We start from the raw sequence: 25,602 nt of genomic DNA on the forward strand, positions 1-25,602 counted from the left end.
TTAGGCAACAGCCGTCGGCGCAGGGATCGCATGGCGGGACGCCCTAGTCGCGTTCGAGGGTGGCCTCTTCGAAGTCCAGTTCGGCCATGACGCGGCGCAGCACCTCGTCGGCGATGCGGCGCTCGTCGCGCAGCCGGATGAACACCTGACGCTCGGCGGCGAGCATCTCCCGGCGCAACCGCCGGTAGACGGTGGCGGGGGTCTCCTCGCCCTGCGGTCCCGTGCCGCCGCCCAGCCGCTCCCACGCCTGCAGCGCCGAGTGCTCCGAGCGGGCGCGGAGCTTCTCGACCACCCGCTCGTGCACGTCCAGGACGCCCTCGGCCACCAGCTCTTCGAGCCTGGCCAGACCCGCCGCGGCGGCGGCCTGCTGCGCCGCGGCCTCGGTCAGATCGTCCTGGAAACGTTCGCGCTCGTTGCTGATGCCCAGCCTCCTGATCAGCCACGGGAACGACATGCCCTGGATCACCAGGGTCCCGATCACCACCGCGAAGGTGAGGAACAGCAGCAGGTTGCGCTCCGGCAGGTTCACCTCCGGCAGCGCGAACGCCGCCGCCAGCGAGACCACGCCGCGCATCCCGGCCCAGCCCACCACGGCGACCTGCTGCCACGGGATCGGGGCCTCCCGCGCGCGGATCTTGCGGGACAGAATCCTGGGCAGGTAGGTGCCCGGGATCAGCCAGACGAACCGGGCGATGATCGCGACCAGGAACAGCACGGCCGCGTATCCGGTCACCTGCCAGGGGTTCTCGCCCTCGAGCCCGCGGATGAGCGGGAGCAGCTGCAAGCCGATCAGGGCGAACACGATCGCTTCCAGCAGGTAGTCGACCACCTGCCAGACGGCCCTGGACAGCAGGCGGGTGCCGTAGGAGGTGTTGCTCATCTGGTGGCCCAGATAGATCCCGACGATCACCACCGAGATCACGCCGGAGGCGTGCACCACCTCGGCGGCCAGGTAGGCGGCGTACGGGATCATCAGCGAGAACGCGTTCGCCACCAGCGCGTCGTCGATCTTCGTGAGGAGCAGGCCGGCCAGGTAGGCGATGACCATGCCGATCATGAGGCCGACCCCGGCCGCGTACAGGAACTCGCCCGTCGCGGTCAGGAAGCTGGCGCCCGCGCCCGCGATCACCCCGACCGCGACCCGGTAGGCGGTCAGCGCGGTCGCGTCGTTGAACAGGCTCTCCCCCGTGAGCACCGTCATCGTGCGCCGCGGCAGCCCCAGCTTGCGGCCGATCGCCGCCGCCGCCACCGCGTCCGGCGGGGCCACGATCGCGCCCAGGGCCAGCGCGGCGGCCAGGGCCAGGCCGGGAATCATCGCGTACGCGGTGAGGCCGATGGCCAGCATGCTGAACAGCACCAGGCCCACCGACAGCAGCGCGATCGGGCGTTTCACGTCGCGCAGCGTCAGGTAGGAGCTGTCCAGCGCGGCCGAGTAGAGCAGCGGGGGCAGGAAGACCAGCAGCACGATCTCCGGGCTGAGGTTGTACTCCGGGACGCCCGGGATGACCGACACGATCAGCCCCGCGAGCACCAGCAGCAGCGGAGCGCTCCAGTCCATCCGCCGGGCGAACCCGGCGACCGCGAGCGCGCCCGCGGGCAGCAGAAGCAGCTGGAGTGCCGAGATCGCGTCCATCAGACGATCAGCGTAACGCCGCGCCGGGCGTGCTCAGGCCCGGGCGGTCTCACCAATCGCGCTGGTCGTCACGGTCCGGCGGGCGCAGGCGCTCGCCGGTGGCGTACATCTGCTCGTTGGGCGGCACATACGGCCGGGCCACGGGCCCCAGCCCGAGCGGGTCGTTGGGGTCGACCTGGGGGGGCTGCTGCTGGTAGCGGGGGTCCCTGGGGTCCTGGTACTGCTGCTGCTCCGGCTGGTAGTACGCGGGTTCCTGCTGGTAATCCTGATAGCGGGGCTCAGGGGGGTAGTTCTGGTACACGTGCTCCGGATACTGCGGCTGTTCCTGGTACTGCGGTTCCGGCTGGGGTTCCGGGTCGAAGCGGTAGGCCGGGCGGCCGGGGATCGGCGACGGGAACTGGTAGACCGGTTCCGCCGGGCCCGCCTGGGCCGCCGGCTCGTACGGGTTCTGCTCGCGGGGGGCCTCCCGGGGCACTTCCCTAGGTACGGGGACACGCTGAGGGCCGGAATCGACCGCCACCAGGCGGTCCCGGTTCGGGTTGCCGCGCGCGACGAGCACGTCGTTGGGCCCGAGCGCGGCCGGCGCCGGTGCGGGCTGGCCGTAGGCGGGGGTGTCCGGGTAGCCCTGCTCGTACGGGCCCGGGGCCGGTGGCCGGGTGTACTGCCCGGTTCCGGGGTAGTCCTCTAGTTCGGGTTGCGGGAAGGGACCGGTCCCGTCCACGACGGTGGTGTGCGGCGTCTCCAATGTCCCGCCGGCCTCGGCGAATCCGACGTCAAGCGTCTCCAGGAGACGGCCGACATCGTCCATGGGCATACGGAAACTGGCCGTGCACATCTCGCCGCGCCAGAGGCTGAGCACGAGGGTCCCCTCGTGCCAGGTGACGCGTAAAACACGGTCCTGACCTCTAGCGTCAAAGAAAACTTCGCCGAACGACGGCAGCGGGACGACTTCCGACATGACAGACATAGTGCCTTTACCTGCCCTTATCCGTCCACTCGACCTCTAGAAACACTACCGAAACGCCTATTCCGGCCTTGCCGGACCGTCACCAGAACACCCGAGGTAGATCGTCTTTGATCGTCTTTGGCCTAGGGCCGGTGGGGCCAGTGTGCCATGGCATCTCGCCCGCGGGCCCCCGAACTTCGGGATGTGGTCCCTCGGTCACAGACCGATAACACGGCACGGATGTCAGTGCTGTGACATGGCCGATCCTTCGGATCGGCGGGCTTGGCCGCCTTCAGCCTGCGTCTTCCCTCGTCACTCCGGCCGCTCCGCGACCTGCGTTCCTCAGTCCAGACACAGGCGCGGCCAAGCAGGGTACGGTTTTCCCCGTGCCAACACCCGACCTGCCGTCCGTCGAAGACCTGCTCACCACCGCCGTAAAGGAGCTCGGCGGCGCAGAAAGACCAGGTCAGGTCAAGATGGCCAGAGCCGTGCAGGACGCGCTGGAGAAGTCGGAGCACCTGGCCGTCCAGGCGGGAACCGGCACCGGGAAGTCGCTGGCCTACCTGGTGCCCGCGATCCGGCACGCCGCCGGTTCCGAGCACGCCGTGGTGGTGTCCACGGCCACGATCGCGCTCCAGCGGCAGCTGGTGGACCGGGATCTGCCCCGGCTGGCCGAGGCGCTGGAGGGCGAGCTGCCGAAGAAGCCGGAGTTCGCCATCCTGAAGGGGCGGCGCAACTATCTGTGCCGGTACAAGACCACGGTGGGCATGCCGGACGACGAGGGCGACCAGCTCTTCGATCCGCGTGAGGTGAGCGCCACCGGGCGGATGGTGCAGAAGATCCAGGAATGGGCGGAGGAGACCGAGACCGGCGATCGGGACGAGCTGGTGCCCGGCGTCAGCGAGCAGGCCTGGCGGCAGTTCTCGGTGACCGCCCGGGAGTGCCTGGGCGCCCAGCGCTGCCCGAGCGGCGGCGAATGCTTCGCGGAGCTGGCCAGGGAACGTGCCGGTCTGGTCGACGTGGTGGTCACCAATCACGCGTTGCTGGCCATCGACGCGATGGAGGACTTCGCGGTCCTGCCGGAACACGACGTGGTCGTGGTGGACGAAGCGCACGAGCTGGTGGACCGGGTGACCTCGGTGGTCACCGACGAGCTCTCCGACACCGGCGTGGGCATCGCCGCCCGCCGGGCCGGGCGCCTGATCGAGCAGGGCGTCGCCGACCGGCTCCAGGCCGCCGCCGAGGACCTGCAGTCCCTGCTGGCCGCCGCGCCCCCCGGCCGGATCGACGATCTTCCCAACTCCCTCGGCATGTCCCTGGCTCTGGTCCGGGACGCCGCGTTCGGCTGCCTCACCGCCCTGGGCCCCCGCTCGGGGGACAAGGACAACCCCGAGAACGCGAGCCTCCGCAAAGCCGCCTTCACCGCGCTGGACGAGGTCCACGACACCGCCCAGCGCATGCTGGACGCGTTCGGCGGCGACTCGGAGGTGGACCGCGCCGAAGTGGTCTGGCTCGACGCCGGGCACGGCCGGGTCCCGCCCACCCTGCGCGTCGCCCCCCTCTCCGTCGGCGGCATGCTCCGCGACAAGCTCTTCGGCGACCGTACGGTCATCCTGACCTCCGCCACCCTCGCCCTCGGCGGCACCTTCGACGGCATGGCCGCCCAGTGGGGCCTCGGCACCGACGGCTGGACCGGCCTGGACGTCGGCTCCCCCTTCGACCACACCCGCAGCGGCATCCTCTACGTCGCCAAGCACCTCCCCCAGCCCGGCCGCGACGGCCTCCCCGAGGCCTACCTCACCGAGATCGCCGAGCTCATCGAAGCCGCCGGCGGCCGCACCCTCGGCCTCTTCTCCTCCACCCGCGCCGCCAAAGCCGCCACCGAGGCCCTCCGCGACCGCCTCACCGTGCCCCTGCTCTGCCAGGGCGACGACTCCACCTCCCAGCTGGTCAAGAAATTCGCCGCCGACCCCGCCACCTGCCTGTTCGGCACCCTCTCCCTCTGGCAGGGCGTGGACGTCCCCGGCCCCTCCCTCACCCTCGTCATCATCGACCGCATCCCCTTCCCCCGCCCCGACGACCCCCTCTCCTCCTCCCGCCAGCGCCACATCGCCGCCAAAGGCGGCAACGGCTTCATGACGGTCGCCGCCACCCACGCCGCCCTCCTCCTGGCCCAGGGCGCCGGCCGCCTCCTCCGCTCCACCACCGACCGCGGCGTCATCGCCGTCCTCGACCCCCGCCTCGCCACCGCCCGCTACAGCTCCTTCCTCCTCAACTCCCTCCCCCCGTACTGGCGCACAACCGACCCCCAAAAAGTCCGCCAAGCCTTAAAACGCCTAACCACCCCATCCTGACCACGAGAAATGGCGCAAACCCTCTCGCACCCGAGAAGCAGGGCCTGTTTGGCGCCGGTGCGGCGAGGAGGGGTGCGGAGGTTGTCGGCGCCGGGGGTCGGCGGGGAGTTCTCGGTTAGGTGAGAACGGTTACCGGGTCCGATGCTAGGGGAGGGTCACTTCGAGGCCGCCGTCCGGGAGGGGGCGGGTCTCCAGCGTGCCGTGGTGGGCCTTGACGATGGCGGCGACGATCGACAGGCCCAGCCCCACGCCGTCGCCGGAAGCCTTCCTGCCGGATTCCAGGCGCTGGAAGGGCTGCAAGAGCCGGTGGATCTGATCGGGCGGGATCACTGGGCCGCTGTTGGAGATCCTCAGGGTGGGCCGGCCGGACTGCACGGCGGTTGCCACCTTGATCCAGCCGCCGGGCACGTTGTGCCGCAAGGCGTTGTCCAGCAGGTTCGCGACCAGGCGTTCGATCAAGGCCCGGTCGCCGGACGCCGGTGCCGGGTGGAGTGCGGACTCGATGTGAACGCCCGGGTCTCCAGGTTGATCGAGGGCCTGTCCGGTGATCGCGGCCAGGTCGAGGGGCTGCCGGTGATGCAGTCAGCACGCGCGCCGGGTGCCCTGCGCCGGCCAGCGACCTGCACACCTCGTCGCCGTGCAGGCCGGGCAGGTCCCGATCGAGGACGACGACGTCGTAGTGGTTGGCCGAGGTCCGCTCAAGTGCGGCGTCGCCGTCCAGCACCACGTCGACGGCCATGCCCGCGCGGCGCAGCCCCGCGGCCACCGTCTGGGCCGGCTCCTCGTGATCTTCGACCAGCAACACCTTCATGATCCCCCAGGATGCCCCGCCCCCGGTTACAGCGCGGTAACCGCCGCTGTTCCCGCCCTGTAACCGGCCCTCGGCTTCTCTGGCTTCATCGACAGAAACGGGTGAATCATCATGTCTGGCTCCACGATCAGAAACGCGATCCTCGCCGCCGCAGTCCTCGCCGCGGTAGTGGGCGGGAACGCCGCCACCCCGCCCGCCCCGACCGTCGAAGACGGCAAGGCGTTCACCACCTGCATGCGCTCACAAGGGCTACCCGACTTTCCCGAGGTCGCGGTCTCCTCGGACGGGCTGATCAACCTCAACATCAAGGGCGACCGCGTCGACGTCCTCTCCGCGAGGTACGGGGCGGCGGTGAAGGCGTGCGAGCCGCTACTGCCCGTCGGCGCCGAACTGCCGGGCGCACCGGCGGCTCCGTCCGCCCCCTCCCTCCCATCCTGAGCGGAGGACTGCCCGGGCGTACGGGTCTGCCGTGCACCCGACCTCGCTCCCATCCTGAGAGCAGGACTGCCCACCCGTCGGCCGAGCCCTCAGCTCCGGCAATCGTCCACCGGGGGATGTGACCATGAACGTTTGGTCACTCGTCGAAGAACGTGAGGTCAGGGCGTTTCGCGGTGACGTTGTCGCCGGACGAGGTTCCCCGCAGCCGCCGCCCGATCCACGGACCGAAATGTTCGCGAAGCCACTGCGCGTCCTCCCGGCGCTTGACCGAAAGATTCACGTGTTCCCGCGGCGGCCACACCTTCCGCCAATCATCCTCGGCCGTGACCCCCAGCACATCCAGCACCTTCGCCGCGACCATGCGATGACCGTCCTCGTTCATGTGCAGACGATCGTCACTCCACGCCCGCCAGTCCCGCAGCCCCTGCATCGACCACTGATCCACCACCAGGCATCCGCACAGATCCGCGATCGACCGCAGATGCAGGTAATAGGTGGCGAACTTCCCCCGAGCCCGCCGCATGATCGGCGTATCCCGCGGATCAACCCCGGTGAACATCAGCACATCGGCCCCGGTCCCCCGCAGATCCCGTACGGCCGCCGCCACCTTCTTGGCCATGCGATCCGGATCGCTCCCCGGCCGGAGCAGGTCATTCCCACCCGCGCAGAAACTGATCAGATCCGGCCGCATCTCCATGGCCACCGGCACCTGATCCGCGACGATCTGATCGATCAGCTTGCCCCGCACCGCGAGATTCGCGTACCGGAACCCCGGCTCCAGCCGTGCCAGCCGCTCCGCCACCCGATCGGCCCACCCCCGGAACCGCCCATCCGCCCCAGGATCGTTGAGCCCTTCGGTGAAACTGTCCCCCAGCGCGACAAAAGACCGATACCGCGTCATCTCACCATCCCCATTTCGCCCACAACAACCTAGCGGGGGATGGCCCCGTGTCAGCTCTCGCCCTCCGCGATAGCCCGCAACGCCAGCACGTACGACTGGAACCCGAACCCGGCGATCGTCCCCGTCGCCACCGCCGCCACCACGGACGTGTGCCGGAACTCCTCCCGCGCGTTCGGATTGGAGATGTGCACCTCCACCAAGGGCGCGGTCCGCTGCGCGATGGCATCCCGAAGCGCGTACGAGTAATGCGTGAACGCGGCCGGATTCAACACCACAGGCGTCCTCCCATCGGCCGCCTCATGAATCCACTTCACCATCTCCGCCTCATCGTCGGTCTGCCGCACCTCAACCGCCAGCCCCAACCCCCGCCCAGCCTCCTCACAAAGCACCACAAGATCCTCAAAACTATGCGCCCCATACACATCAGGCTCCCGGCTCCCCAGCCGCCCCAAATTCGGCCCATTCAGCACCAGAACCGCCCGCATCCCACAACTCCCCTTCGACTCCCCAGCGCCACAAAACGCCGACTATTTCCCGAACCATCCGACCCTACGACCTGTCGACCTTAGCCCCACATCGCCGCAAACAACATGACCCCGGCAACCTTCAACAAGCCATCCCAGCAAGGACGACCACGCCCCGAAACCCAACGCGAACAGGCCCGCCCGCGACCTTCAACACGCCAATCCACGGCCTAGTCACCCGCACCGCCAGAAGCCAGCGCGAGCATGTCCGCGCGGTGACCTTTGCGAGTGGATATGTCCGCGTTGGTACTGGGAACGCGGTCGTCCAGGCTGGGGAAATGGGCTGTTGACCCTCAACGCGCCGACCCCTAGGCGATCACGCCGTCAGGAGGCGACGCGAGTACGTCTATCCGACGACCATCGACAAACCCGCATCCCTCATCGGCCAATCGCCCAGCGGTAGGCGTACACGCGCATATCCGTCAGGCTTTGGCTCCCGGGCCTGGACGCCTTGGGTAAAGATCATCTGGAGATTTCGTAGAAGGCTGATTCCAGCAGTTCCTCGGAGGGGTCTTCGAGGCGGGACGGCTGGGCGAGGCCGTTGAGGACGACGAAGCGGAGTTTGGCGCCGCGGCTCTTCTTGTCGATGCGCATGTGTTCGCGGAGTTCTGGCCACGCGTCTTTGCGGTAGGAGGTCGGCAGGCCGACCGAGGTCAGGATGGAGCGGGTGCGATCCACGATGTCGTCGCCGATCCGCCCGTCCAGGCGGGACAGCTCGGCCGCGTAGACCAGGCCGATCGCGACCGCCTCGCCGTGACGGATGTGGTAGTCCTCGGCTCGCTCGATCGCGTGCGCCAGTGTGTGCCCGTAGTTGAGGATCTCCCGCAGCCCGCTCTCCTTCAGATCGGCGCTCACGACATCCGCCTTGATCTGAATCTTCCGCTCGATCAGCGCCCGTGTATGCTCGCCCTCCGGCACCCGAGCCCCGGCGGGATCATCCTCGATCAGCATCAGGATCGTCGGATCCGCGATGAACCCACCCTTGATGATCTCGGCCAGCCCGGCCACGTAGTCCTCACGCGGCACGCTCACCAGAGTCGCCAGATCGCAGAGCACGCCCTTCGGCGGATAGAACGCCCCCACGAGGTTCTTGCCCTCCGGCGTGTTGATCCCCGTCTTCCCGCCCACGGCCGCGTCCACCATGGCCAGCAACGTGGTCGGCACCTGAATCAGCCGGACGCCACGCAACCAGGTGGCCGCCACGAACCCGGCCAGATCAGTGGTGGCTCCCCCACCAACCCCGACCACCGCATCCGACCGCGTCATCCCAAACCGCCCGAACGCGGACCACAACTCCGCCGCGACACCCGACGTCTTCGCCTGCTCCCCATCGGGCACCGGCAACGCCAGAACCTCATACCCCGCGGCCCTCAGCGCATCACAGACCGGCCGCGAGATCTCCGGCAGACTCGCGGGACAGACCACCGCGACCGTCCTGACCCCATCCCCCACCAGACCGGGCAACTCCGCCAGCACCCCAGCCCCCACGACCACGTCGTAAGGATCATCACCACGCACCTGAATCCGCGAAACGCTCATGACCCTATTTCACCTTGTCCCGCACTCCAGCTCCCCGCCGCCACGGCACCCGCCAGACGACCCGACCCTCCGAAGGATTCCTACCACCACATCACGCGATTCATCACCAAGACCCACGCGCGAGCTCACACCCGCCCCCCACCGCTCCGCAACCGCGACCCGACCGAGGGACACCCACGAGATCGCACCTCCGGAACAAAGTCGAACCAGGAGGACACCGCGAATTCATCCCCACCCCTCCACCGACTCAGAACCAGATCCCCACCGGACGAACGCGAACAAAGCCACACCCGCCCCTCCAGAAACGGGGCTTGGCGGCAATGTCCGCGGGGTAATTCATGCCCCTCCACCACTGCGGAAGCCGGATCGGGAAGCGGCCCTCTTCCGCCCGGCCGCTACACGATGATCTTCTCCAGGCCCGATCATTTCCTGCGACATCCCGACCGGGCCCTTCACCCCGCGCGGCGGATTGCGGGCGATCAGCTCCTCCAGCCGCGCGTACGCCACCAGCAACTCGTCGGCCACCGACGCGAAGTTTGCCCAGCGCCGTCGCCTGCGCCGCCTCGGACGGCGCCGGAGCCGCCCGCACCCGCGGCGGCGTGGCCACCCTCGCATATCCGCCCCGGGAACCTGCGGGAGGTCATTCCTGGTTCATGGGTGGTTCGGGGTTGAGGGTGGCGAGGGCGGTGGCGATTTCGGTGGTGAGGTCTTCGGGGTCGCGGTCGTCGGTGGGGAAGGTGAGGGTGGCGAGTTGTTCGTAGAGGGGGCGGCGTTCCTCCATGAGTTTGCGGAGTTGGCTGCGGGGGTTGAGGACCAGGAGGGGGCGGGCCGAGGCCAGGCCGACGCGTTTGACCGCCTGGTCCAGGGCTACCTGGAGGTAGATGACGGTGTGGGTGGCGAGGAGGGCCTGGGTGGCGGGGTTGAGGATGGCGCCGCCGCCGACGGAGAGGATGCCGTCGTGGTCGTCGAGAGCGGTGCGGACGGCGGCGGCTTCCAGTTCGCGGAAGTGGGCTTCGCCGTCTTCGACGAAGATGTCGCCGATGGGCTTCCCGGCGGTGCCCTCCACGTCGGTGTCGGTGTCGCGGAAGGGGACGCCGAGTCGCTCGGCGAGGAGGCTTCCGACGGTGGACTTGCCGGAGCCGGGAGGGCCGATGAGGACGGCCACGGGAGCACGCCGAACCGAATTCATGATCATTTACCTTACTTGATGACCATCGAGGAGAGGTAGCCGGACAGGTTGCGGGCGACCTCCTCGACCGAGTCGCCGCCGAACTTCTCGATGGCCGCGTCGGCGACGACCAGGGCGACCATCGCCTCGGCGACGATGGCCGCGGCGGGGACGGCGCACACGTCGGAACGTTCGTGATGGGCCTTGGCGGCCTCGCCGGTCAGCACGTCGATCGTGGCCAGCGCGCGCGGCACCGTGGAGATGGGCTTCATCGCGGCACTGACCCGCAGCGGTTCGCCGTTGGTCATACCGCCTTCGACCCCACCGGCCCGATTGGTGATCCGCCGCACGCCGGACGGGGTGTTCTCGATCTCATCGTGGGCCCGGGATCCGGGCCGGCGAGCGGTCTCGAAACCGTCGCCGAGCGCGACACCCTTGATCGCCTGGATGCCCATGAGCGCACCCGCCAGGCGCGAGTCGAGGCGGCGATCCCAGTGCGTGTAGCTGCCCAGGCCGGGCGGCAACCCGTACGCGACGACTTCGACGACGCCGCCGAGGGTGTCGCCGTCCTTGTGGGCCTTGTCGATCTCCGCGATCATGGCGGCGCTGCCGTCCGGGTCGAAGCACCGGACCGGGTCCTCGTCGATCGCGGCCAGGTCGGCGGGGCTGGGCAGGTCCGTCGACGGGCTGGCGGCGGCGCCGATGGACAGCACGTGGCTGATGATCTCCACGCCGAGCGCCTGCTTGAGGAAGTTCTTGGCGACCTGCCCGAGCGCGACCCTGGCCGCGGTCTCACGGGCGCTGGCCCGGTCGAGAACCGGGCGGGCGTCGTCGAAGCCGTATTTCTGCATGCCGGCCAGGTCGGCATGGCCCGGGCGCGGGCGAGAACGTGGCGCGTTGCGGGCGACGCCCTCCAGCAAGGCCGGGTCGACCGGGTCGGCCGCCATCACGGTCTCCCATTTCGGCCATTCGGTGTTGCCGATCCGGATGGCGACGGGCGAGCCGAGCGTGCGGCCGTGCCGGACTCCGCCGACGACGGAGACCTCGTCCTGCTCGAACTTCATCCGGGCCCCGCGCCCATAGCCGAGCCGCCGGCGGCGAAGAGCCTCGGCGAGTCCGGCCGTGGTCACCTCGACTCCGGCGGGGAGCCCTTCGAGAATCGCGACGAGTTCGGGGCCATGGGACTCCCCGGCGGTCAACCAGCGCAGCATGACACCAAGTCTTCCATGCGCCTCAGACTGCGACCGCCATACCGCTCATCAGTCAAGACAGTCGAATCTTTCCTACGCCTCGACAACCACGGCGACGAACGCCGCAAAGATCATGAAAGGCCCGAACGGAAACTCGCTCTTCCGATCGCCCTTCTTCATCAGGAGAAGCCCGATCGCGTACAGGGCCCCCAGCAGGTGCGCCCCCACCCCCGCGATGATCGCCGCATTGACACTCACCGCCCCCGTCACGATCCCCAGCACCCCCGCCAACTTCACATCCCCCAGCCCGATCCCCGTAGGCCGCCCCAACCAAAGCAGGAGATAGACCGCACCCAAGGCCAGCCCACATGCCAGCCCAACGACCAATTGCCCACTAGGCGTCAACAGCCCGATCACAATCAGGTACGACGGCAGGGTCACCACATCCGGCAACCGCCAGGTCCGCCAATCCACGACCGCGAGCACAACCCCCATGAAAGCCGCATAAACCACCGCGAACAGCAACGAACTTCCCCCGAACCGCCACCCCAAGACCCCAAAAACCACCCCCGTCCCAGCCTCCACCAGATATGGCGTCCGAGGCACCGGCCATCCCCGCAAGGCCCCCAGAAACGCCTCCCGCGCCTCCTCCCGGACGTCCTCCACCTCAAGCTCGAACCCCTCGGCCAGCGCCCGCGCATAACTCCCCGCGACCACCCCCGCCGCCCCCAGCGCTCCGACCACAACCCACGACACCCGGCGACGGTAACCCGCCACCCGCCCTCACCACCCCCAAAGCCCGAAGTGCACCAACAAGAAACCGCCCCCGGCCACCCGACCGAGAGCGGTTTCTTCTCCACCATGAATGTCATGTCACGCTGGCTGTCCCACCCGCCCAGCCCTTATTCGTTCCCGGGCGCCGCCCGCCCGCGCCAACGCCGTGGCACCGTCAGACCGGGTTGACTTCCTCCGAGCCGGCCGCCTTCGAGGTGACCCCCTCCGACTTCTTGAGAAGCATGTGAATCCGATAACCGGCCGTCTCCCGCCACGCCGGAAGACCACCGACCTCCTTCTGGACCTCCTTCAGGTTGTCCCTGAGAGTGGCCAGTAGCGCGATCTGCACACCTTGCGACTCCCTGAACTCGGTCTGGCTGACCGTAAGCTTGGCCTGCCCCTCCCGAACTTCGGCCAGCCCCAGCGAGAGTTTGGTCTGGTTGACCTCGAGCTTGGCCAGCCCTTCCTTGACGCTGTCCATGTCGGTCCTGAGCTCGGCCTGTCCCCCCCTGAGCTCGGCCATTCCTTCCTTGACGCCGTCCATGTCGGTCCTGAGCTCGGCCTGCCCCTGCACGAGTTCAGCCTGCCCCTCGTTCAGCCGGTCCTGACCTTTTTTGAGCTCGCCCATGTCACGGGCGAGCACCGCCATATTCCGGACGAGCTCCCGTATGTCATCGCGAAGGTAGTCGAAGCCCGCCTTGGCCTCGACCTGGATCTTCTCCAGGATTGAGATGCGGCTTTCGTGGTCGCCCGCATGCTCGGTCACAGTGGACATTCTCTGCCAGTCCTTCCCCGATAGGTACGAGTGCTAGCCCACCGCCCTCCGCAGCCACCTTGGTAGCCACTTGGGGCGTCGTTGTTCGACGTTGACCATAGTAACGTCTGATACGAGTGAAGACAGGTAGACGAGTTCAGACGGATCGGCGATTGCGGCTAGAGCAGGGAGCATCGGGCCTTCGATGGTGAAAGGGATGGGCCCGGCGATGTCGATGACGACGGCGGCCGCGTTCTCGTGGCGGGCGGCCTGGCAGACCTGGGGGGTGAGGGCCTGGATGGGGCGGGCGTCGGGGCGCCAGAGATGGAGGGCGGTGACGCCGGTGAAGGCGAGGACCGCTTCACGGCCGTCTTGGCCGATGAGTTTGGGGAGGGCCATCTCGCTCTGCTTCTCCTGGCGGAGGCCGTGGGCGCCGAGCTCCGATTCGGTGAGGAGGGCGACGACGGGGACCAGCAGGCGGGCCGTGCTGAGTGCCGTGAGGACGTCGGCGGGAGTGGCCGTCCCGGATTGGAAGGCGGAGAGAGCCGCGGCCACGGCGGGGTCGGGGCTGCCGTCGTCGTGAGGGGCGAGCGGCTTCGGGATGCTGGGCACGTTTCGGGAGCCTACCTGCCTGATCAGGCCACCCGCCCAAGACCGCAACCATGCCGGAGTCGCAACCTCCCGGCATCAACAAACTGCGAACCACACGGCAACCTGGCCACCGGCGACCGGGTGGCCAGGCTCCTATGAGGTCATGCGCCTTCACGACGAACGAAGACCACGAAGATCACGAAGGTGGCCAGGCTCCTATGAGGTCATGCGCCTCGTCCGGCGAGTGCGGACGACCGCCTCCCGGCCGGGATCGGCGAATCCGGTCGAAGACACTCCAATGAGCCAGCTCCCACCGGGAGGCGTTCGACTACGTCCTCACTACTGCTAGCCGAGGTCGGCGATGGCGATGACGGGGCCGCCGCCGCTGGGGCCCTGGTGGACGGCGGCGACGCTGACGAAGACGGCCGGGTCGCCGGTGACGCTGGCGGCGACGCCGCCGACGGTGGCTTTGATCTGGCGGTGCCAGTGCACGTCGGAGTCGTCGAGCATGATGTTGCGGCGGCCGCGGACGCTGCCGGTGGGGTCGGCCTCGCACTTCATGAACAGGTTGACCAGGCGTCCGCCGAGGTCACTGGGGTGCGGGCGGTCGGGGAGCTCGATGCCGCTGTCGCGGATGGCCGCCCAGATGCCGTCGGCGTCGAGGGCGTCCTTCATCACCGAGTGGCCGGCGCGGTAGCGTCCGCCGATGCCGCGCACGTTGCCCACCACAACGATCTGCGCCCGGTCGAGTTCGACGCCGCTGGAGCAGGACGCGACCGAGGAGTAGAGGGAGAGGTCCTTGTGGATCTGCTCGGCGGCCGGCATCTCGATCTCGCCCAGCGCGACGGCGATGCCGAGCGCGGTGGTGGAGTTGGAGATGTCCATGGACAGGCCCGTCTCCTCGGTGATGACCTCATGCCCGCGGGACTTGGCGTCGTTGATCGTGGACAGGGTGAGCAGCGGCGTCTTGGTCTGCACGTAGTGCACGTCGGCCGGGTCGTCGATGCCCGCGATCTTCATGGCCTCCCGTACTCCGGCCGCGACCTTCTCCACCATCGCCGGACGCCCGATGTCCTCGGGCAGGATGACCTCGCTCATCGCGATGCCCACACTCACCCGCGGCTCATCGCTCTGTACGGCCTTTGCCGGATCAACCGTCGCGAAGATCGTGGCGTGCGGGCTGAGCACCCCGTCGGTCCCCCCGGACCACACCAGCGGCACGCTCTCCGGCGCCGGATGCCCCTTCGCGCCGAGCACCTCGCGGAACGCCCGGTCGGCGATGATCCGGGTGTAGTCGTTCACCCCGCCGTTGCCCTCGGTCTTGCCGATCACCGCGAGCACGCGGCCCGCCTCGATCACCCCGTCGTCGATCAGCTTCGCGAGCCCCGACGCGTCGGTGACACTCTCGATGGCGACCTTGCGTACCTCAATAGGATCCGGCATCTAACTCTCCGTTACCGTTGTCCCAATATTTCCTGACAAAGCGTCACTGATGTGGTCTAGCGAGGTGATGACCGCCCGCTGCCCCCCGTCTTCGACGAAACGCAGCGCCGCTTCTACTTTGGGGCCCATGCTGCCGCTGGCGAAGTGCCCGGCCGCCTGGTGCTCCCGGAGTTCCGCCACCGAGACCACCCCGATCGGGCGCGGGTCGGCGGTGCCGTACCCGAGGATGGCGTTCGGCACGTCGGTGGCGATCACCAGCACCCCGGCCCGTACGGCCCGGGCCAGCACCGCCGCCGCGTGATCCTTGTCGATGACCGCCTCGACCCCGGCCAGCCGCCCGTCGACGCCCCGGGCCACCGGCACTCCCCCGCCCCCGGCGGCGACGATCGTGTATCCCGCCGCCATCAGCGCGACCGCGGTGCCCGCGTCCAGGATCTCGATGGGCCGGGGCGAGGCGACCACCCGCCGCCAGCCGCGCTCGAACTTGCGCCAGGTCTGCCCCAGCTGCTCGAACCGCCGTGCCTCGTCCTCGGAGAAGTACTGCCCGATCGGCTTGACGGGATCGGCGAACGCGGGATCGTCCGGGTCCACGAGGGTCCGGGTCACCACCACGGCGGCCGGGAGCGGGTCGAGCGAGTTCATGATCATCGTGCCGATGGTGGCCTGGGTCTGCGCCCCGCACCAGTCCAGCGGCACCGGCGGCACGACGTGCGAGGTCAGCTGGTTCTTCAGCAGGATGTTGCCCACCTGCGGCCCGTTGCCGTGGGTGAGCACCACTTCGTGCCCGGCCCGGATGAGCGTGGCGACGTGCCCCATGGCGAGCTCGACCGCCCGCAGCTGGTCGGCCGGCGCGGCGCTGCCGTCCGGCGCGGTCATCGCGTTCCCGCCGAGGGCGATCAGTACGCGTTCATCCACATGGCGAAACTAGCCGCGCCCCCACCTGCCCGCATGGGCGACTCTCGCCCACCACCGGCATTTCCCTCGGCAAGATTCACCAAGTGAGGTCCCCGCAGGGCCCGCCCTCCATGGCCAGCAGTTCGCCGTTGGGCAGGTCGAGCTCGACGGTGGCCAGCGTGATGTGATCGTCGTCGGCCCCGGGCGCCCGGTGGTGGCAGACGCCCCCGGCGTGCCGGGACATGACCTCCTTGACCTGGTCCGCGGAGGGCCGGGCGGTCTGCCCTCGCAGGCCGCGCCTGAGCAGGTCGCGCCGGATCAGGGTGCCGGGATGCTTGCTCGGAAAAGGGTCGTAGGGGACCACTCTCGGGTCGAGGAAGTGGTTGGTGTGCACGAGCATGCCGTCGTCCTCCGGCGTGCTCCAGCCGGGCCCGCCCGGGTGCAGCTCGGCGGTGATCGCGGCCTTGCCCTCCGCGCCGTACGACACGAGGTTCAACGACGAGGAGGCCGACACGTCCGCGCTGGCCAGCAGGTACGCGGCCGAGGTGACGCTGTCGCACTCGTCGAGCGCCCGCCGGGCGGCCACGTGCACGGGCAGCCCGATGCCCTCCTGGCCGTCGTCCTCGTGGTGCAGCCGGGTGAACAGCAGCCCGAGCCCCAGCGAGTTGACCCCGATCTTGCCGACCACGCCGTATTCGGTGAGCGTGTGCACGGTCCGGTCCTCGTGCTCGATCGTCCAGACCAGCCAGCCCTCGGCCATGTCCCGGGTCCAGTCCCAGGTCTGTACGGCCACCGGCGGGCTGTCCGGATCGTCGCCGAGCAGCACGACGGCGGAACACTCGCTGCGCGGCCGGCCGTCGAGCATGGCCAGGATCTCGGTCCGCGCGTTGATGGCCGCGATGTCGGTGACCGGGAGGCGCGCCCCCTCCGCGATGCCGGTGATCTCGTCGGCCAGGTCGGGCGCCCACGCCGCGATCGCCTTCAGTGCCTGCGTGCCAAGGTCCACGAGATCGATCCGGGAGCCGCCGTGCTGCTGGAACATGTCCCGGTAGACGTCCACGGTGTGGGCTACCTGAGCGGCGTGGACCTGGCCGAACTCGTGGCCACGTTCGAAGGGGTCGCTGTCTGTTGAGGTGTAGGCGCGGATCACATTCTCAGCATCCCACCTCGTCACAGCTCCTACCGGCAGTGAAATGTGATCCTTGTCACGATTTATGGGGACTCAAATTGGGCATTTCGATCCAGGTAGCCCGGCTGGCGGCGATCAGCCGTCCGGACGGTTCGTAGATCCCCGCGGACGCGTGCAGCTTCCGGCGTTCCCGGCCTTCGGTCCTGGCCACGATGACGTAGGTGGCGTCGGGGAAGATCGAGCCGTACACCCGTCCGGTGAGGCGGCCGAGCAGGGCGACGCCGCCGGAGGTGAGGTGGGCCCAGCCGGTCGGGCAGTCCAGGGCGCCCCACACGTGGCTCAGCGGCAGAGTCGCCGACCAGTCGGCCAGGGCGGGGTGCACGTGCCAGATCATGGCGACCTCGCCGGGGCGGCCGGTGGGCGCCGGATGGATGCGCATGCCGTCGCCGGGCTCGCGGTGGCCGCACACGAAACAGCCGGGGAACGGGTGCTCGACGGCGCCGGCGAAGGTGCCGCCGATCCGGCCGGGTTCGATCATCGGCGGCGGCGCGGGGGCGTCCGGCACCGGGCGGGCCTCCACCAGCAGGGTGTCGCCGTCGAACAGCCGGACCAGGGAAGGGGTCTTCTCCATGCGGATGTCGGCGTCCAGGGGCGTGGGCGCGCGCAAGGTCACCTCGACGGTGCGGCCGGGTGGCAGGTAGCTCGCCGCCAGGCCGGAGACCCACCCGCCGTTGGCCATGCCGTCGGGTCCGCGAAAACGTTCGGATATCTTCATGCCGCCCACGTTGCCCCCTCGTGCTTTCAACGTGCTTACATCGCGGCTTCATCGCAAATCGCGAATTATCCGTGTTTTTCGGGTGTGGAAGCGCTCCCACACCCGTGGTCGTTGGCTAGGATCTCGGCAAATATCGCCGCAGATTCGGGGGCCCTGAGCATGTCCGCTCCGAAGATCGACACGTCGGTGCCGCATCCGGCCCGGGTGTATGACTACTGGCTCGGGGGCAAGGACAACTACGCCGCCGACCGCCAGTTGGCCGAGGCCGTCATCGCCGCCACCCCCGGCGTGGTGCTGGGGGCCAGGGAGAACCGGGCCTTCCTCGGGCGGGCCGTGCGATTCCTGGCTGAGCAGGGCATCGACCAGTTCCTGGACATCGGCACCGGCATCCCCACGGCCGGGAACACCCACGAGGTCGCGCAGTCGGTCAGCCCCGCCGCCCGGGTGGCGTACGTGGACAACGACACCATCGTGATGGTGCACGCGCGGGCGCTGCTGACCAGCACGCCGGAGGGCATGACCACCTACGTCGAAGCCGACCTGCGCGAACCGCAGACGATCCTCGACCACCCCGACGTGGTCAAGGTCCTCGACTTCTCCAGGCCGGTGGGGATCATCATCATCGGCACGCTGATGCACATCAAGGACGAGGACGACCCCTGGGGCGCGGTCAAGCAGTTCACCGACGCCACCTGCCCCGGCAGCTACCTGGCCATCACCCATTTGACCGCCGACTTCGAGCCGGAGCTGATGGGCACGCTGGCCAAGAACTACAACACCGGACCGCTGCTGATGACCAACCGCACCGCCGAGGAGATCGGCCGCTTCTTCGAGGGCTTCGAGCTGGTCGAGCCCGGCCTGGTGTGGACGTCGGAATGGCGCCCGGACAAGCCGATCCCGGCCGACGCCGTCCGCGGCGGCTACGGCGTGGTCGGCAAGAAGCTCGGTTAACAGCCAGCCGCATAGCCGCCGACCAGGCGACTCACCGCCGCGGCTGTCCAGATCACGACTTTCTAGTTAATAGGCGAGCCTCCCCAGCCGGGCGATGGCCTCGTCGATGACCGCGTCCTTCTTGCAGAAGGCGAATCGCACGTACTGCCGTCCTGTTCCTGGTTCGTCGTAGAAGACCTGGGTCGGGATGGCGACGACGCCCGCCAGTTCAGGGAGGCGGCGAGCCAGGTCGAGGCCATCGGTAAAGCCGAGCGGGCGGATGTCGGTCTGCACGAAGTAGGTGCCCGACGGGCGGAGCACCTCGAATCCGGCGGCGGCCAGACCGGCCATCAGGCGGTCGCGTTTGCCCTGAAGCGCGTCCTTGAGCGTGGTCACCCACTCCAGCTCGTGCCGCAGCGCGTACGCCACCGCGAGCTGCCAGGGCGCGGCCGCGGTGAAGGTCAGGAACTGCTTCACGGTCTGGACAGCCCGGATCAGCCCGGCCGGCGCGCAGATCCAGCCGGTCTTCCAGCCGGTCACCGAGAAGGTCTTCCCGGCTGAGGAGACCGTCACCGTGCGCTCCCGCATGCCGGGCAGCGTGGCGAGCGGGACGTGCGCGACGCCGTCGAAGGTCAGGTGCTCATAGACCTCGTCGGTGATCGCGATCAGGTCATGCGCCTGGCACAGCCCGGCGATCGCCTCCATTTCGGCCGACGTGAACACCGTCCCGGTCGGGTTGTGCGGGGAGTTGACCAGGATCGCCCGCGTCTTCGGGGTGACCGCGGCCGCCAGCTCCGCGGGGTCGAACGCGAACCGTCCCGCGTCGACCCGGAGCGGCACGGCCCGGCGCACCGCCCCCGCCATCGCGATCGCCGCCGGATACGAGTCGTAGTACGGCTCGAAGACGATCACCTCACTGCCGGGCTCGCACAGCGCCAGCACGGCGGCGGTGATCGCCTCGGTGGCCCCCACGGTCACCAGGATCTCGCTGTCCGGGTCGTAGTCCAGGCCATATCGGATCTTCTGATGGTCGGCGACGGCCTGTCTCAGCTCCGACACGCCCGGACCGGGCGGGTACTGATTGAAGCCGTCCCTGATCGCCTCGACGGCCCGGTCGAGCATGGCCGCCGGGCCGTCCTCGTCCGGGAAACCCTGGCCTAGATTGATCGAACCGGTCCGCACGGCCAGCGCCGTCATCTCGGCGAAAACCGTCGTTCCGAATTCCCGCATCCGTCCCACAAGCACGGTCACAACTTACTCTGGTCAGGTGGCCACCCGAATTCGTGAGCTCGACGCGCTCCGCGGTTTCGCGATCTGCGGGATCATGCTGGTGAACACCTGGCAGCATTCGCCGAAACCACCCGAGATCGACTGGGCGATGAACCAATTCGTCCAAGGCCGGTTCTATCCGATCTTCTCCTTCCTGTTCGGGATGAGTTTCGCGCTGTTCTTGCGGGCGCACCCGGATCGGCTGATCATGGGGCGGCGGCTGGCCGTGCTGGCCCTGTTCGGGGCGGCGCACTGGGTGGTCAACCCGGGCGAGGTGCTGGTGCCGTACGCGATCTTCGGCGCGGTCGCGCTGGTCCCGGCCAGCTTCCTGCCGAAGGTGGTGCAGCTGCCGCTGGGGGTCGCGGTCACCACGGGCGCGGTGTTCTACGGCGATCCGTGGATTCTCATCGCCGGGCTGTTCCTGCTGGGCCTGGCGGCGGTGGAGTTCGACGCGATCCGGCCGAACGCGCTGTTCTTCGCCGTCAGCGTGGTGCTCGCCGTGGTGCTGACCTGGGCCGACGTGAGCTATCTGGCCGCGTGCCTGGCCGGGGCGGCGGCGTACGCGAGCGGGTTCCTGCTGGTCAGCCCCCGGGTGTTCGAACCGCTGGGGAAGCTGGCGCTGACGGCGTACCTGAGCAGCACGGTCGTCATCCTGCTGGTGCGCCCGGCGACGGTGGCCGGGATCATCATCGTGACCGTGGTCACGCTGGCCGTGCAGTGGGTGTTCGCCCGCTGGTGGCTGACCCGGTTCCGGTACGGCCCGCTGGAATGGATCTGGCGATGCCTGACATGGTGGGAACTGGTCCCCAACGGGCAGACTCAGGCACGTGACCCGCGTAACGTTGTGCCAGATCTCCATCGATCACGACCCAAAGAACAACCTGGAGTCGGTTCGTGACGCCCTCGCCGCAGCCCCCCAAGCCGACCTGGCCGTCTTTCCCGAAGCCACGCTGACCCGCTTCGGCCGGGGCATCCTGGACCGGGCCGAGCCGCTGGACGGGCCGTTCGTGCACGGGTTGCGCGAAGCCGCCAGGGACGCGGGGACGGCGCTGATCGCGGGCACCTTCGAACCGGCGGGCGCGCGGGTGCACAACACGGCGGTGGCCATCGACGCCAACGGCGAGCTCGTCGCCGCCTACCGGAAGATCCACCTGTTCGACTCCTTCGGCGCCCGCGAGTCCGAGCTGGTCGCGCCCGGCGACGCGCCGGTGGTGGCGGAGCTGGGCGGCCTGCGGGTGGGGCTGATCACCTGCTACGACCTGCGCTTCCCCGAACTGGCCAGGGCTCTGGTGGACCAGGGCGCCGAGGCGTTCGCGGTGATCGCCGCCTGGGCGGGCGGGCCGTTCAAGGAGGAGCACTGGGTGACGCTCGCCCGGGCGCGCGCGATCGAGAACACGATGTGGACGATCGCGGTCGGCCAGCCGCCGCACGAGGACGGCTGGGGGGTGGGCCGGAGCCTGCTCATCGACCCGCTCGGCGTGACCGTGCACGATCTCGGGCCGGCCGCGGGCGTACGCACCGGAAAGATCGACAAGGCGCGGGCGGAAAGTGTGCGTAAGACCCTTCCGTCCCTGGAACATCGCCGACTTGGAGTCACGGGATCGTAAACTAATCGCCATGAGTGAGCCTGGGAACAGCACGTGGATGCAGAAGGTGATCCCGCCGCGTCTGCTCGTGCCGTACCTGGCGGGCAAGCGGACGATCATCTCGGGGTATGTGTATCGCGTCCAGGACTGCGACCGGCTGACCTCCCCGCGCGCCCTCGTCGACGCCCTCGATCTGACCTTCGAGGGCTCCGACCTCACGCCCGCCGTGCCTGAGCTCTATCTCATGCGCTGGGTGGCGCGCGACATCGACACCTACGTCGTTCCGTACGGAGCGCACATGGGTGGCGACTGGAACGATTCACCCCCATTCGCCGGGAACGGCTTTACCGCTTCACGGGAGCATGTCGTGCCGCAGTTCCACACGATGCCGATGCCGATCCCGGCGGGCGCCGAGATCGTGCACATCACCCGGGCCGGGGAACGGCCGTTCGCGGCCTTCGACGGGCTGTCCTGGCGGCCGGCGGCATGAGCGGCAACGACATCGAACCGGTCGGCCTGGGGTTCGTCGCCCGGTACCGGGCACAGACCTACCCCGCCGCCATCGGTCCCGGCGGGGACGACGTGGTGCTGTTCAGCGAGACGCCCGCGGAGGGCTTCGAGCGGGGGCGCGGCTACTGGCGGCTGGCGGTCAACATCAAGGATCTGGAGCAGCTGACGCTGCTGCGGACGGTGGGGGCGTTCGGGGGCGAGCCCTGCCTGATCCTGGACGAGGACGAGAACGGCGACAGCGGCGGCCTGCACATCGCCTATACCGGGCACAGCGGGATGAAGGCGGAAGCCCTCGGCTACTGGCTGGTGGATCACGGCGCGTACGAGGTGGTCGTTCCCCGGGAGGAAGTGCACGCCATCCGGGTGGAACGGATCGCCATCCCCTGCCAGCCCGGAACCTTACCGTGAGCCGACGCGCCGGTAGCGGGCCAGGCGGTCGGCCAGCCGGGCGGCGGGATCGCGCGCGAGCAGGCCGGTGATCTCGTACTCCAGCGCGGTGGCCACCCGTTCGCAGAACGCCTGCTGCTCGTAGGCCGCGTCGGGGCATTCGGGGATGACGCGGTCCACGATGCCGTCCCGTTTGAGGTCCATCGCGCGCACGCCCTGGGCCTGCGCGATCTCCGGGGCGAAGTCGACCGTACGGTAGAGGATCGCGGAGGCGCCCTCGGGCGGGAGCGGGGAGAGCCAGGCGTGCTGCGCGCAGAGCACCCGGTCCGCCGGGAGCAGGGCCAGCGCGGCGCCGCCCGCGCCCTCGCCGAGCAGGAGGCAGACCGTGGGCGCGTCCAGCATGACCAGATCGGCGAGGGAGCGGGCGATCTCCCCCGCCAGGCCGCCTTCCTCCGCCGCCTTCGACAGCGCGGCCCCGCCGGTGTCGATCACGGTGACCAGCGGCAGGCCGAGCTCGGCGGCCAGGTGCATGCCCCTGCGGGCCACCCGCAGCCCAGCCGGTCCCACCGGGCCGCCCGCCCGCTGGCTGCGCCGATCCTGCCCGAGCACGACGGCGGGCGCGGAGCCGAACCTGGCCAGCGCCAGCAGCAGCCCGGGATCGTTCTCCCCCGCTCCCGTGCCGTTGAGCGGCGTCACGTCCGTCGCGGCGTGTTTGAGCAGGGTACGGACCCCCGGGCGATCGTCCCGCCGGGAGGTCATGATCGCCTGCCAGGCTCCGACGTCGGCGTCCGATCCGGCCGGTTCGGGCACGGGGTCCAACCGTTCTGGCACGCACAGGACCGACAGGGCGCGGATGGCGATCTCCCTGGCGTCCGCCGCCGAGACGACCGCGTCGACCAGGCCGTGGGCGAAGAGGTTCTCGGCGACCTGGACGCCTTCGGGGAACGGGTAGCCGTACAGGGATTCGAAGACGCGCGGGCCGAGGAAGCCGATCATCGCGCCCGGTTCGGCGGCGGTGACGTGCCCGAGGGAGCCCCAGGAGGCGAAGACGCCGCCGGTGGTGGGGTGGCGGAGGTAGACGACATACGGCAGCCCGGCGGCCCGGTGCGCGGACACGGCGGCGGTGATCTTGACCATCTGGACGAAGGCGAGCGCGCCTTCCTGCATCCGGGTGCCCCCGCTGGCGGGGGCCGCCAGCAATGGCAGCCGTTCGGCGGTGGCCCGCTCGATCGCGCGGACCAGCCGATCCGCCGCCGCGACCCCGATCGAACCGGCCAGGAAGGAGAACTCGCAGGCGACGACGGCCACCCGTCGCCCCCCGAGCAGGCCGGCCCCGGTGATCACCGACTCGTCGTAGCCGGTCTTGGCCCGGGCGGCGGCGAGTTCCTCGGCGTATTCGGAGCCGGGTGGCGCGGTGTCGGCCGGGGGCTCGTCCCAGGATGTCCAGGTTCCGGCGTCGAGCACCGCCCGGATCAGCGCCCGCGCGTCCGGCCGCGCCAGCCCCTCGTTCACGATCTGACCTCGTTCACCAGCATTGACCCGCCCGCTCTCGATCCCCCCGAAATTCTTCCCCGAGAACTGGCGGTAGGACCCTGCCGGGTCCTGGGGGACATCGTCGTCCGGAGTCCGGATTGTCACGTAGCGGAACCTCCCGAGGTGGATTCCTGAGCCTCCAGCCAGGTGAGCACGGCGTCGTTGTCCTGGCCGAGGGCGGGGGGCGGGGTGTGCGCGGGGGCGGGGTGGTCGTCGAAGCGGAGCGGCGGGCCTGGGAGCGTGATGCGGCCGAGGACGGGGTGATCGACGTCGACCAGGAGGCCCTGCGAGTGCACCTGGTCCCAGCTGTAGACCTCGTCGATGGTGCGGATGGCTCCGGCGGGAACGCCGAGGTCGGCGAGCGCGGACAGCCAGTGTGCGCGATCGTGTGCAACCAGGGCTTTCTCCATGTCGGAGATCAACTCATCCCGATGCGCAAATCTTTCCCTATTTGTCGCATATTTCGGGATGTTGGGGTCGATGTCTAGTAGGCGGGCGACCTTCTGCCACTGGCCGTCGTTCGCGACGGCGATCTGGAGCATGCCGTCCGCGCAGTGGAAGGCGCCGTAAGGGGCGATCGAGGCGTGGTGGTTGCCGTTGGCGACGGGGAGCTTGCCGCCGACCGTCCAGGAGGTGCCGTGGTAGGAGTGCACGCCGACGACGGAGGCCAGCAGCGAGGTGCGCACCACGGTGCCCTTGCCGGTGCGCTCGCGCTCGTAGAGTGCGGCCACCACGCCGTACGCGCCGTGGATACCCGCGAGCAGGTCGGCGATGGACGCTCCCACCCGGTACGGCTCGCCGGGCGGCCCGGTGAGTGACATCAGGCCCGCCTCACCCTGGGCGATCTGGTCGTAACCGGGGCGCCCGCCTTCGGGGCCGTCGTGGCCGAAACCGGTGATGGACAGCACGATCAGGCGCGGGTTGAGCTCGTGCAGCCGGTCGGCGCCGAAGCCGAGCCGGTCGAGGACCCCCGTGCGGAAGTTCTCGATCAGCACGTCGCTCCGGCGCACCAGCCGCTCCACGAGCTCACGCCCTTCGGCGGTCTTCAGGTCAATGGTGATCGACTGCTTGTTCCGATTCGCTGCCAGGAAGTATGTCGAAATATCGGCATCTGGGCCGACGAAGGGCGGGCCCCAGCCGCGGGACTCGTCGCCGGACGGGTGCTCGACCTTGATCACGTGTGCGCCGAGGTCGCCAAGCATCTGGGCGGCATGCGGCCCGGCCAGCGCCCGGGACAGGTCGAGCACGACGACGTCGCCGAGAGGTCCCTGCATCATCACTCCTGGAACAGGCTGTGCTTACGGCCGCGCCTCCGGCGCGGCGGGCTTGGCCGCCTTCAGCCTGTGTCTTCCCTCGTCACTCCGGGCCGCTTCGCGACCCTGCGTTCCTCAGTCCAGACACAGGCGCGGCCAAGCCGGGACATACGACTGAAGGCGCGGCGGTTGCCAGACTTCGGAAGCTGTGTTCCTCGGTCTAGACACAGGCGCGGCCAAAGCCTACCCTTCCTGCCCTGCCAGGTGTGA

Annotated in this window: 25 protein-coding genes and 2 pseudogenes; 7 read left to right on the forward strand and 20 right to left on the reverse strand. The window is 69.2% G+C overall.

Annotated elements, in window-relative coordinates:
* Nucleotides 1–43: 43 nt before the first annotated feature.
* Both ABGB08_RS20810 and ABGB08_RS20815 read right to left on the reverse strand, forming a co-directional pair.
* Nucleotides 44–1,633 (reverse strand): Na+/H+ antiporter, encoded by a 1,590-nt coding sequence (locus ABGB08_RS20810; RefSeq protein ID WP_347592690.1) that lies wholly within the window; start codon nt 1,631–1,633, stop codon nt 44–46.
* A gap of 49 nt (nt 1,634–1,682) precedes the next feature.
* The gene (locus ABGB08_RS20815) at nt 1,683–2,591 is read right to left on the reverse strand and encodes a hypothetical protein (RefSeq protein WP_347592692.1); all 909 of its coding nucleotides are present in this window, start codon (nt 2,589–2,591) and stop codon (nt 1,683–1,685) included.
* A 374-nt stretch (nt 2,592–2,965) separates the two neighbouring features.
* Between ABGB08_RS20815 and ABGB08_RS20820 the strand changes: the two genes are divergently transcribed.
* Nucleotides 2,966–4,933 carry an ATP-dependent DNA helicase gene (locus tag ABGB08_RS20820; protein WP_347592694.1) on the forward strand — a complete coding sequence of 656 codons (1,968 nt, stop codon included), beginning with the start codon at nt 2,966–2,968 and terminating at the stop codon, nt 4,931–4,933.
* A 144-nt stretch (nt 4,934–5,077) separates the two neighbouring features.
* On the opposite strand, the gene ABGB08_RS20825 is transcribed toward ABGB08_RS20820, so the two are convergent.
* Both ABGB08_RS20825 and ABGB08_RS20830 read right to left on the reverse strand, forming a co-directional pair.
* A complete protein-coding gene (locus tag ABGB08_RS20825; protein WP_347592696.1) occupies nt 5,078–5,392 on the reverse strand; it encodes an ATP-binding protein in 315 nt (104 codons plus the stop codon).
* A gap of 124 nt (nt 5,393–5,516) precedes the next feature.
* Nucleotides 5,517–5,744: pseudogene (locus tag ABGB08_RS20830) on the reverse strand (response regulator); the annotation flags it as partial.
* 111 nt (nt 5,745–5,855) lie between these two features.
* Between ABGB08_RS20830 and ABGB08_RS20835 the strand changes: the two are divergent.
* Nucleotides 5,856–6,182 carry a hypothetical protein gene (locus tag ABGB08_RS20835; RefSeq protein ID WP_347592698.1) on the forward strand — a complete coding sequence of 109 codons (327 nt, stop codon included), beginning with the start codon at nt 5,856–5,858 and terminating at the stop codon, nt 6,180–6,182.
* Between the two features lie 136 nt (nt 6,183–6,318).
* Here ABGB08_RS20835 and ABGB08_RS20840 read toward each other — a convergent pair whose 3' ends face one another.
* The 13 genes and pseudogenes from ABGB08_RS20840 to ABGB08_RS20900 form a co-directional block, all read right to left on the reverse strand.
* Nucleotides 6,319–7,083, reverse strand: a complete 765-nt coding sequence (locus tag ABGB08_RS20840) for an SGNH/GDSL hydrolase family protein (RefSeq protein WP_347592700.1) — start codon at nt 7,081–7,083, stop codon at nt 6,319–6,321.
* A gap of 50 nt (nt 7,084–7,133) precedes the next feature.
* A complete protein-coding gene (gene aroQ / locus ABGB08_RS20845; RefSeq protein ID WP_155359526.1) occupies nt 7,134–7,568 on the reverse strand; it encodes a type II 3-dehydroquinate dehydratase in 435 nt (144 codons plus the stop codon).
* Nucleotides 7,569–8,069: 501 nt separating this feature from the next.
* Nucleotides 8,070–9,146 (reverse strand): 3-dehydroquinate synthase, encoded by a 1,077-nt coding sequence (gene aroB / locus ABGB08_RS20850; protein ID WP_347592702.1) that lies wholly within the window; start codon nt 9,144–9,146, stop codon nt 8,070–8,072.
* Between the two features lie 420 nt (nt 9,147–9,566).
* A pseudogene (locus ABGB08_RS20855) lies at nt 9,567–9,720 on the reverse strand (adenylosuccinate lyase); the annotation flags it as partial.
* Nucleotides 9,721–9,786: 66 nt separating this feature from the next.
* Nucleotides 9,787–10,335, reverse strand: a complete 549-nt coding sequence (locus ABGB08_RS20860; protein WP_347592704.1) for a shikimate kinase — start codon at nt 10,333–10,335, stop codon at nt 9,787–9,789.
* 11 nt (nt 10,336–10,346) lie between these two features.
* Nucleotides 10,347–11,525: a chorismate synthase gene (gene aroC, locus ABGB08_RS20865; protein ID WP_347592706.1), complete on the reverse strand. Its 1,179-nt coding sequence runs from the start codon at nt 11,523–11,525 to the stop codon at nt 10,347–10,349.
* Between the two features lie 72 nt (nt 11,526–11,597).
* Nucleotides 11,598–12,248 (reverse strand): A24 family peptidase, encoded by a 651-nt coding sequence (locus tag ABGB08_RS20870; RefSeq protein ID WP_347592708.1) that lies wholly within the window; start codon nt 12,246–12,248, stop codon nt 11,598–11,600.
* A gap of 205 nt (nt 12,249–12,453) precedes the next feature.
* Entirely contained in the window at nt 12,454–13,044 is a 591-nt protein-coding gene (locus ABGB08_RS20875; RefSeq protein ID WP_347592710.1) for a hypothetical protein, read from the reverse strand.
* Between the two features lie 42 nt (nt 13,045–13,086).
* Nucleotides 13,087–13,644, reverse strand: a complete 558-nt coding sequence (locus tag ABGB08_RS20880; protein WP_347592712.1) for an SseB family protein — start codon at nt 13,642–13,644, stop codon at nt 13,087–13,089.
* 324 nt (nt 13,645–13,968) lie between these two features.
* Nucleotides 13,969–15,066 carry a ring-opening amidohydrolase gene (locus ABGB08_RS20885; RefSeq protein ID WP_347592714.1) on the reverse strand — a complete coding sequence of 366 codons (1,098 nt, stop codon included), beginning with the start codon at nt 15,064–15,066 and terminating at the stop codon, nt 13,969–13,971.
* Nucleotides 15,067–15,981, reverse strand: coding sequence for a carbamate kinase (arcC, locus tag ABGB08_RS20890; protein ID WP_347592716.1), 915 nt, complete (start codon nt 15,979–15,981; stop codon nt 15,067–15,069).
* 76 nt (nt 15,982–16,057) lie between these two features.
* Nucleotides 16,058–17,134 carry a C45 family peptidase gene (locus ABGB08_RS20895; protein ID WP_347592718.1) on the reverse strand — a complete coding sequence of 359 codons (1,077 nt, stop codon included), beginning with the start codon at nt 17,132–17,134 and terminating at the stop codon, nt 16,058–16,060.
* A 31-nt stretch (nt 17,135–17,165) separates the two neighbouring features.
* Nucleotides 17,166–17,864, reverse strand: a complete 699-nt coding sequence (locus ABGB08_RS20900) for a hypothetical protein (protein ID WP_347592720.1) — start codon at nt 17,862–17,864, stop codon at nt 17,166–17,168.
* A gap of 159 nt (nt 17,865–18,023) precedes the next feature.
* Between ABGB08_RS20900 and ABGB08_RS20905 the strand changes: the two genes are divergently transcribed.
* Nucleotides 18,024–18,815 (forward strand): SAM-dependent methyltransferase, encoded by a 792-nt coding sequence (locus ABGB08_RS20905; protein ID WP_347592722.1) that lies wholly within the window; start codon nt 18,024–18,026, stop codon nt 18,813–18,815.
* Between the two features lie 66 nt (nt 18,816–18,881).
* Here the strand turns inward: ABGB08_RS20905 and ABGB08_RS20910 are convergent, their stop codons facing one another.
* Entirely contained in the window at nt 18,882–20,033 is a 1,152-nt protein-coding gene (locus ABGB08_RS20910) for a pyridoxal phosphate-dependent aminotransferase (RefSeq protein ID WP_347592872.1), read from the reverse strand.
* 28 nt (nt 20,034–20,061) lie between these two features.
* Between ABGB08_RS20910 and ABGB08_RS20915 the strand changes: the two genes are divergently transcribed.
* Genes ABGB08_RS20915 through ABGB08_RS20930 form a run of 4 tightly spaced genes read left to right on the forward strand, consistent with a single transcriptional unit; the run spans nt 20,062 to nt 22,567 of the window.
* Complete coding sequence (locus ABGB08_RS20915) at nt 20,062–20,961, forward strand: DUF418 domain-containing protein (RefSeq protein ID WP_347592724.1); 900 nt, start codon at nt 20,062–20,064, stop codon at nt 20,959–20,961.
* Nucleotides 20,891–21,670 (forward strand): carbon-nitrogen hydrolase family protein, encoded by a 780-nt coding sequence (locus ABGB08_RS20920; RefSeq protein ID WP_347592726.1) that lies wholly within the window; start codon nt 20,891–20,893, stop codon nt 21,668–21,670. Before ABGB08_RS20915 ends, ABGB08_RS20920 begins: the two co-directional genes overlap by 71 nt.
* Before the next feature lie 10 nt (nt 21,671–21,680).
* Entirely contained in the window at nt 21,681–22,139 is a 459-nt protein-coding gene (locus tag ABGB08_RS20925) for a hypothetical protein (protein WP_347592728.1), read from the forward strand.
* Nucleotides 22,136–22,567, forward strand: coding sequence for a hypothetical protein (locus ABGB08_RS20930; RefSeq protein ID WP_155351099.1), 432 nt, complete (start codon nt 22,136–22,138; stop codon nt 22,565–22,567). Before ABGB08_RS20925 ends, ABGB08_RS20930 begins: the two co-directional genes overlap by 4 nt.
* Here ABGB08_RS20930 and ABGB08_RS20935 read toward each other — a convergent pair.
* Together ABGB08_RS20935 and ABGB08_RS20940 are read right to left on the reverse strand one after the other, a co-directional pair.
* On the reverse strand, nt 22,559–24,046 hold the full coding sequence (locus ABGB08_RS20935; RefSeq protein WP_347592874.1) for a carboxyl transferase domain-containing protein: 1,488 nt from the start codon (nt 24,044–24,046) through the stop codon (nt 22,559–22,561). The two genes, ABGB08_RS20930 and ABGB08_RS20935, sit on opposite strands and share 9 nt — an antisense overlap.
* 134 nt (nt 24,047–24,180) lie before the next feature.
* On the reverse strand, nt 24,181–25,353 hold the full coding sequence (locus tag ABGB08_RS20940) for a CoA transferase (protein WP_347592876.1): 1,173 nt from the start codon (nt 25,351–25,353) through the stop codon (nt 24,181–24,183).
* Nucleotides 25,354–25,602 lie beyond the last annotated feature (249 nt).

Origin of the sequence: Acrocarpospora sp. B8E8, from assembly GCF_039871605.1 — a bacterium.
Lineage (GTDB): Bacteria > Actinomycetota > Actinomycetes > Streptosporangiales > Streptosporangiaceae > Acrocarpospora > Acrocarpospora macrocephala.

Excerpts from the sequence above, each read along its gene's own strand:
- ABGB08_RS20810 (WP_347592690.1), bottom strand. The coding sequence starts at position 1,633 with ATGGACGCGATCTCGGCACTCCAGCTGCTTCTGCTGCCCGCGGGCGCG.
- ABGB08_RS20815 (WP_347592692.1), bottom strand. The coding sequence starts at position 2,591 with ATGTCGGAAGTCGTCCCGCTGCCGTCGTTCGGCGAAGTTTTCTTTGAC.
- ABGB08_RS20835 (WP_347592698.1), top strand. The coding sequence starts at position 5,856 with ATGTCTGGCTCCACGATCAGAAACGCGATCCTCGCCGCCGCAGTCCTC.
- ABGB08_RS20840 (WP_347592700.1), bottom strand. The coding sequence starts at position 7,083 with ATGACGCGGTATCGGTCTTTTGTCGCGCTGGGGGACAGTTTCACCGAA.
- aroQ (WP_155359526.1), bottom strand. The coding sequence starts at position 7,568 with ATGCGGGCGGTTCTGGTGCTGAATGGGCCGAATTTGGGGCGGCTGGGG.
- aroB (WP_347592702.1), bottom strand. The coding sequence starts at position 9,146 with ATGAGCGTTTCGCGGATTCAGGTGCGTGGTGATGATCCTTACGACGTG.
- ABGB08_RS20860 (WP_347592704.1), bottom strand. The coding sequence starts at position 10,335 with ATGAATTCGGTTCGGCGTGCTCCCGTGGCCGTCCTCATCGGCCCTCCC.
- aroC (WP_347592706.1), bottom strand. The coding sequence starts at position 11,525 with ATGCTGCGCTGGTTGACCGCCGGGGAGTCCCATGGCCCCGAACTCGTC.
- ABGB08_RS20885 (WP_347592714.1), bottom strand. The coding sequence starts at position 15,066 with ATGCCGGATCCTATTGAGGTACGCAAGGTCGCCATCGAGAGTGTCACC.
- ABGB08_RS20900 (WP_347592720.1), bottom strand. The coding sequence starts at position 17,864 with ATGAAGATATCCGAACGTTTTCGCGGACCCGACGGCATGGCCAACGGC.
- ABGB08_RS20905 (WP_347592722.1), top strand. The coding sequence starts at position 18,024 with ATGTCCGCTCCGAAGATCGACACGTCGGTGCCGCATCCGGCCCGGGTG.
- ABGB08_RS20925 (WP_347592728.1), top strand. The coding sequence starts at position 21,681 with ATGAGTGAGCCTGGGAACAGCACGTGGATGCAGAAGGTGATCCCGCCG.
- ABGB08_RS20930 (WP_155351099.1), top strand. The coding sequence starts at position 22,136 with ATGAGCGGCAACGACATCGAACCGGTCGGCCTGGGGTTCGTCGCCCGG.
- ABGB08_RS20940 (WP_347592876.1), bottom strand. The coding sequence starts at position 25,353 with ATGCAGGGACCTCTCGGCGACGTCGTCGTGCTCGACCTGTCCCGGGCG.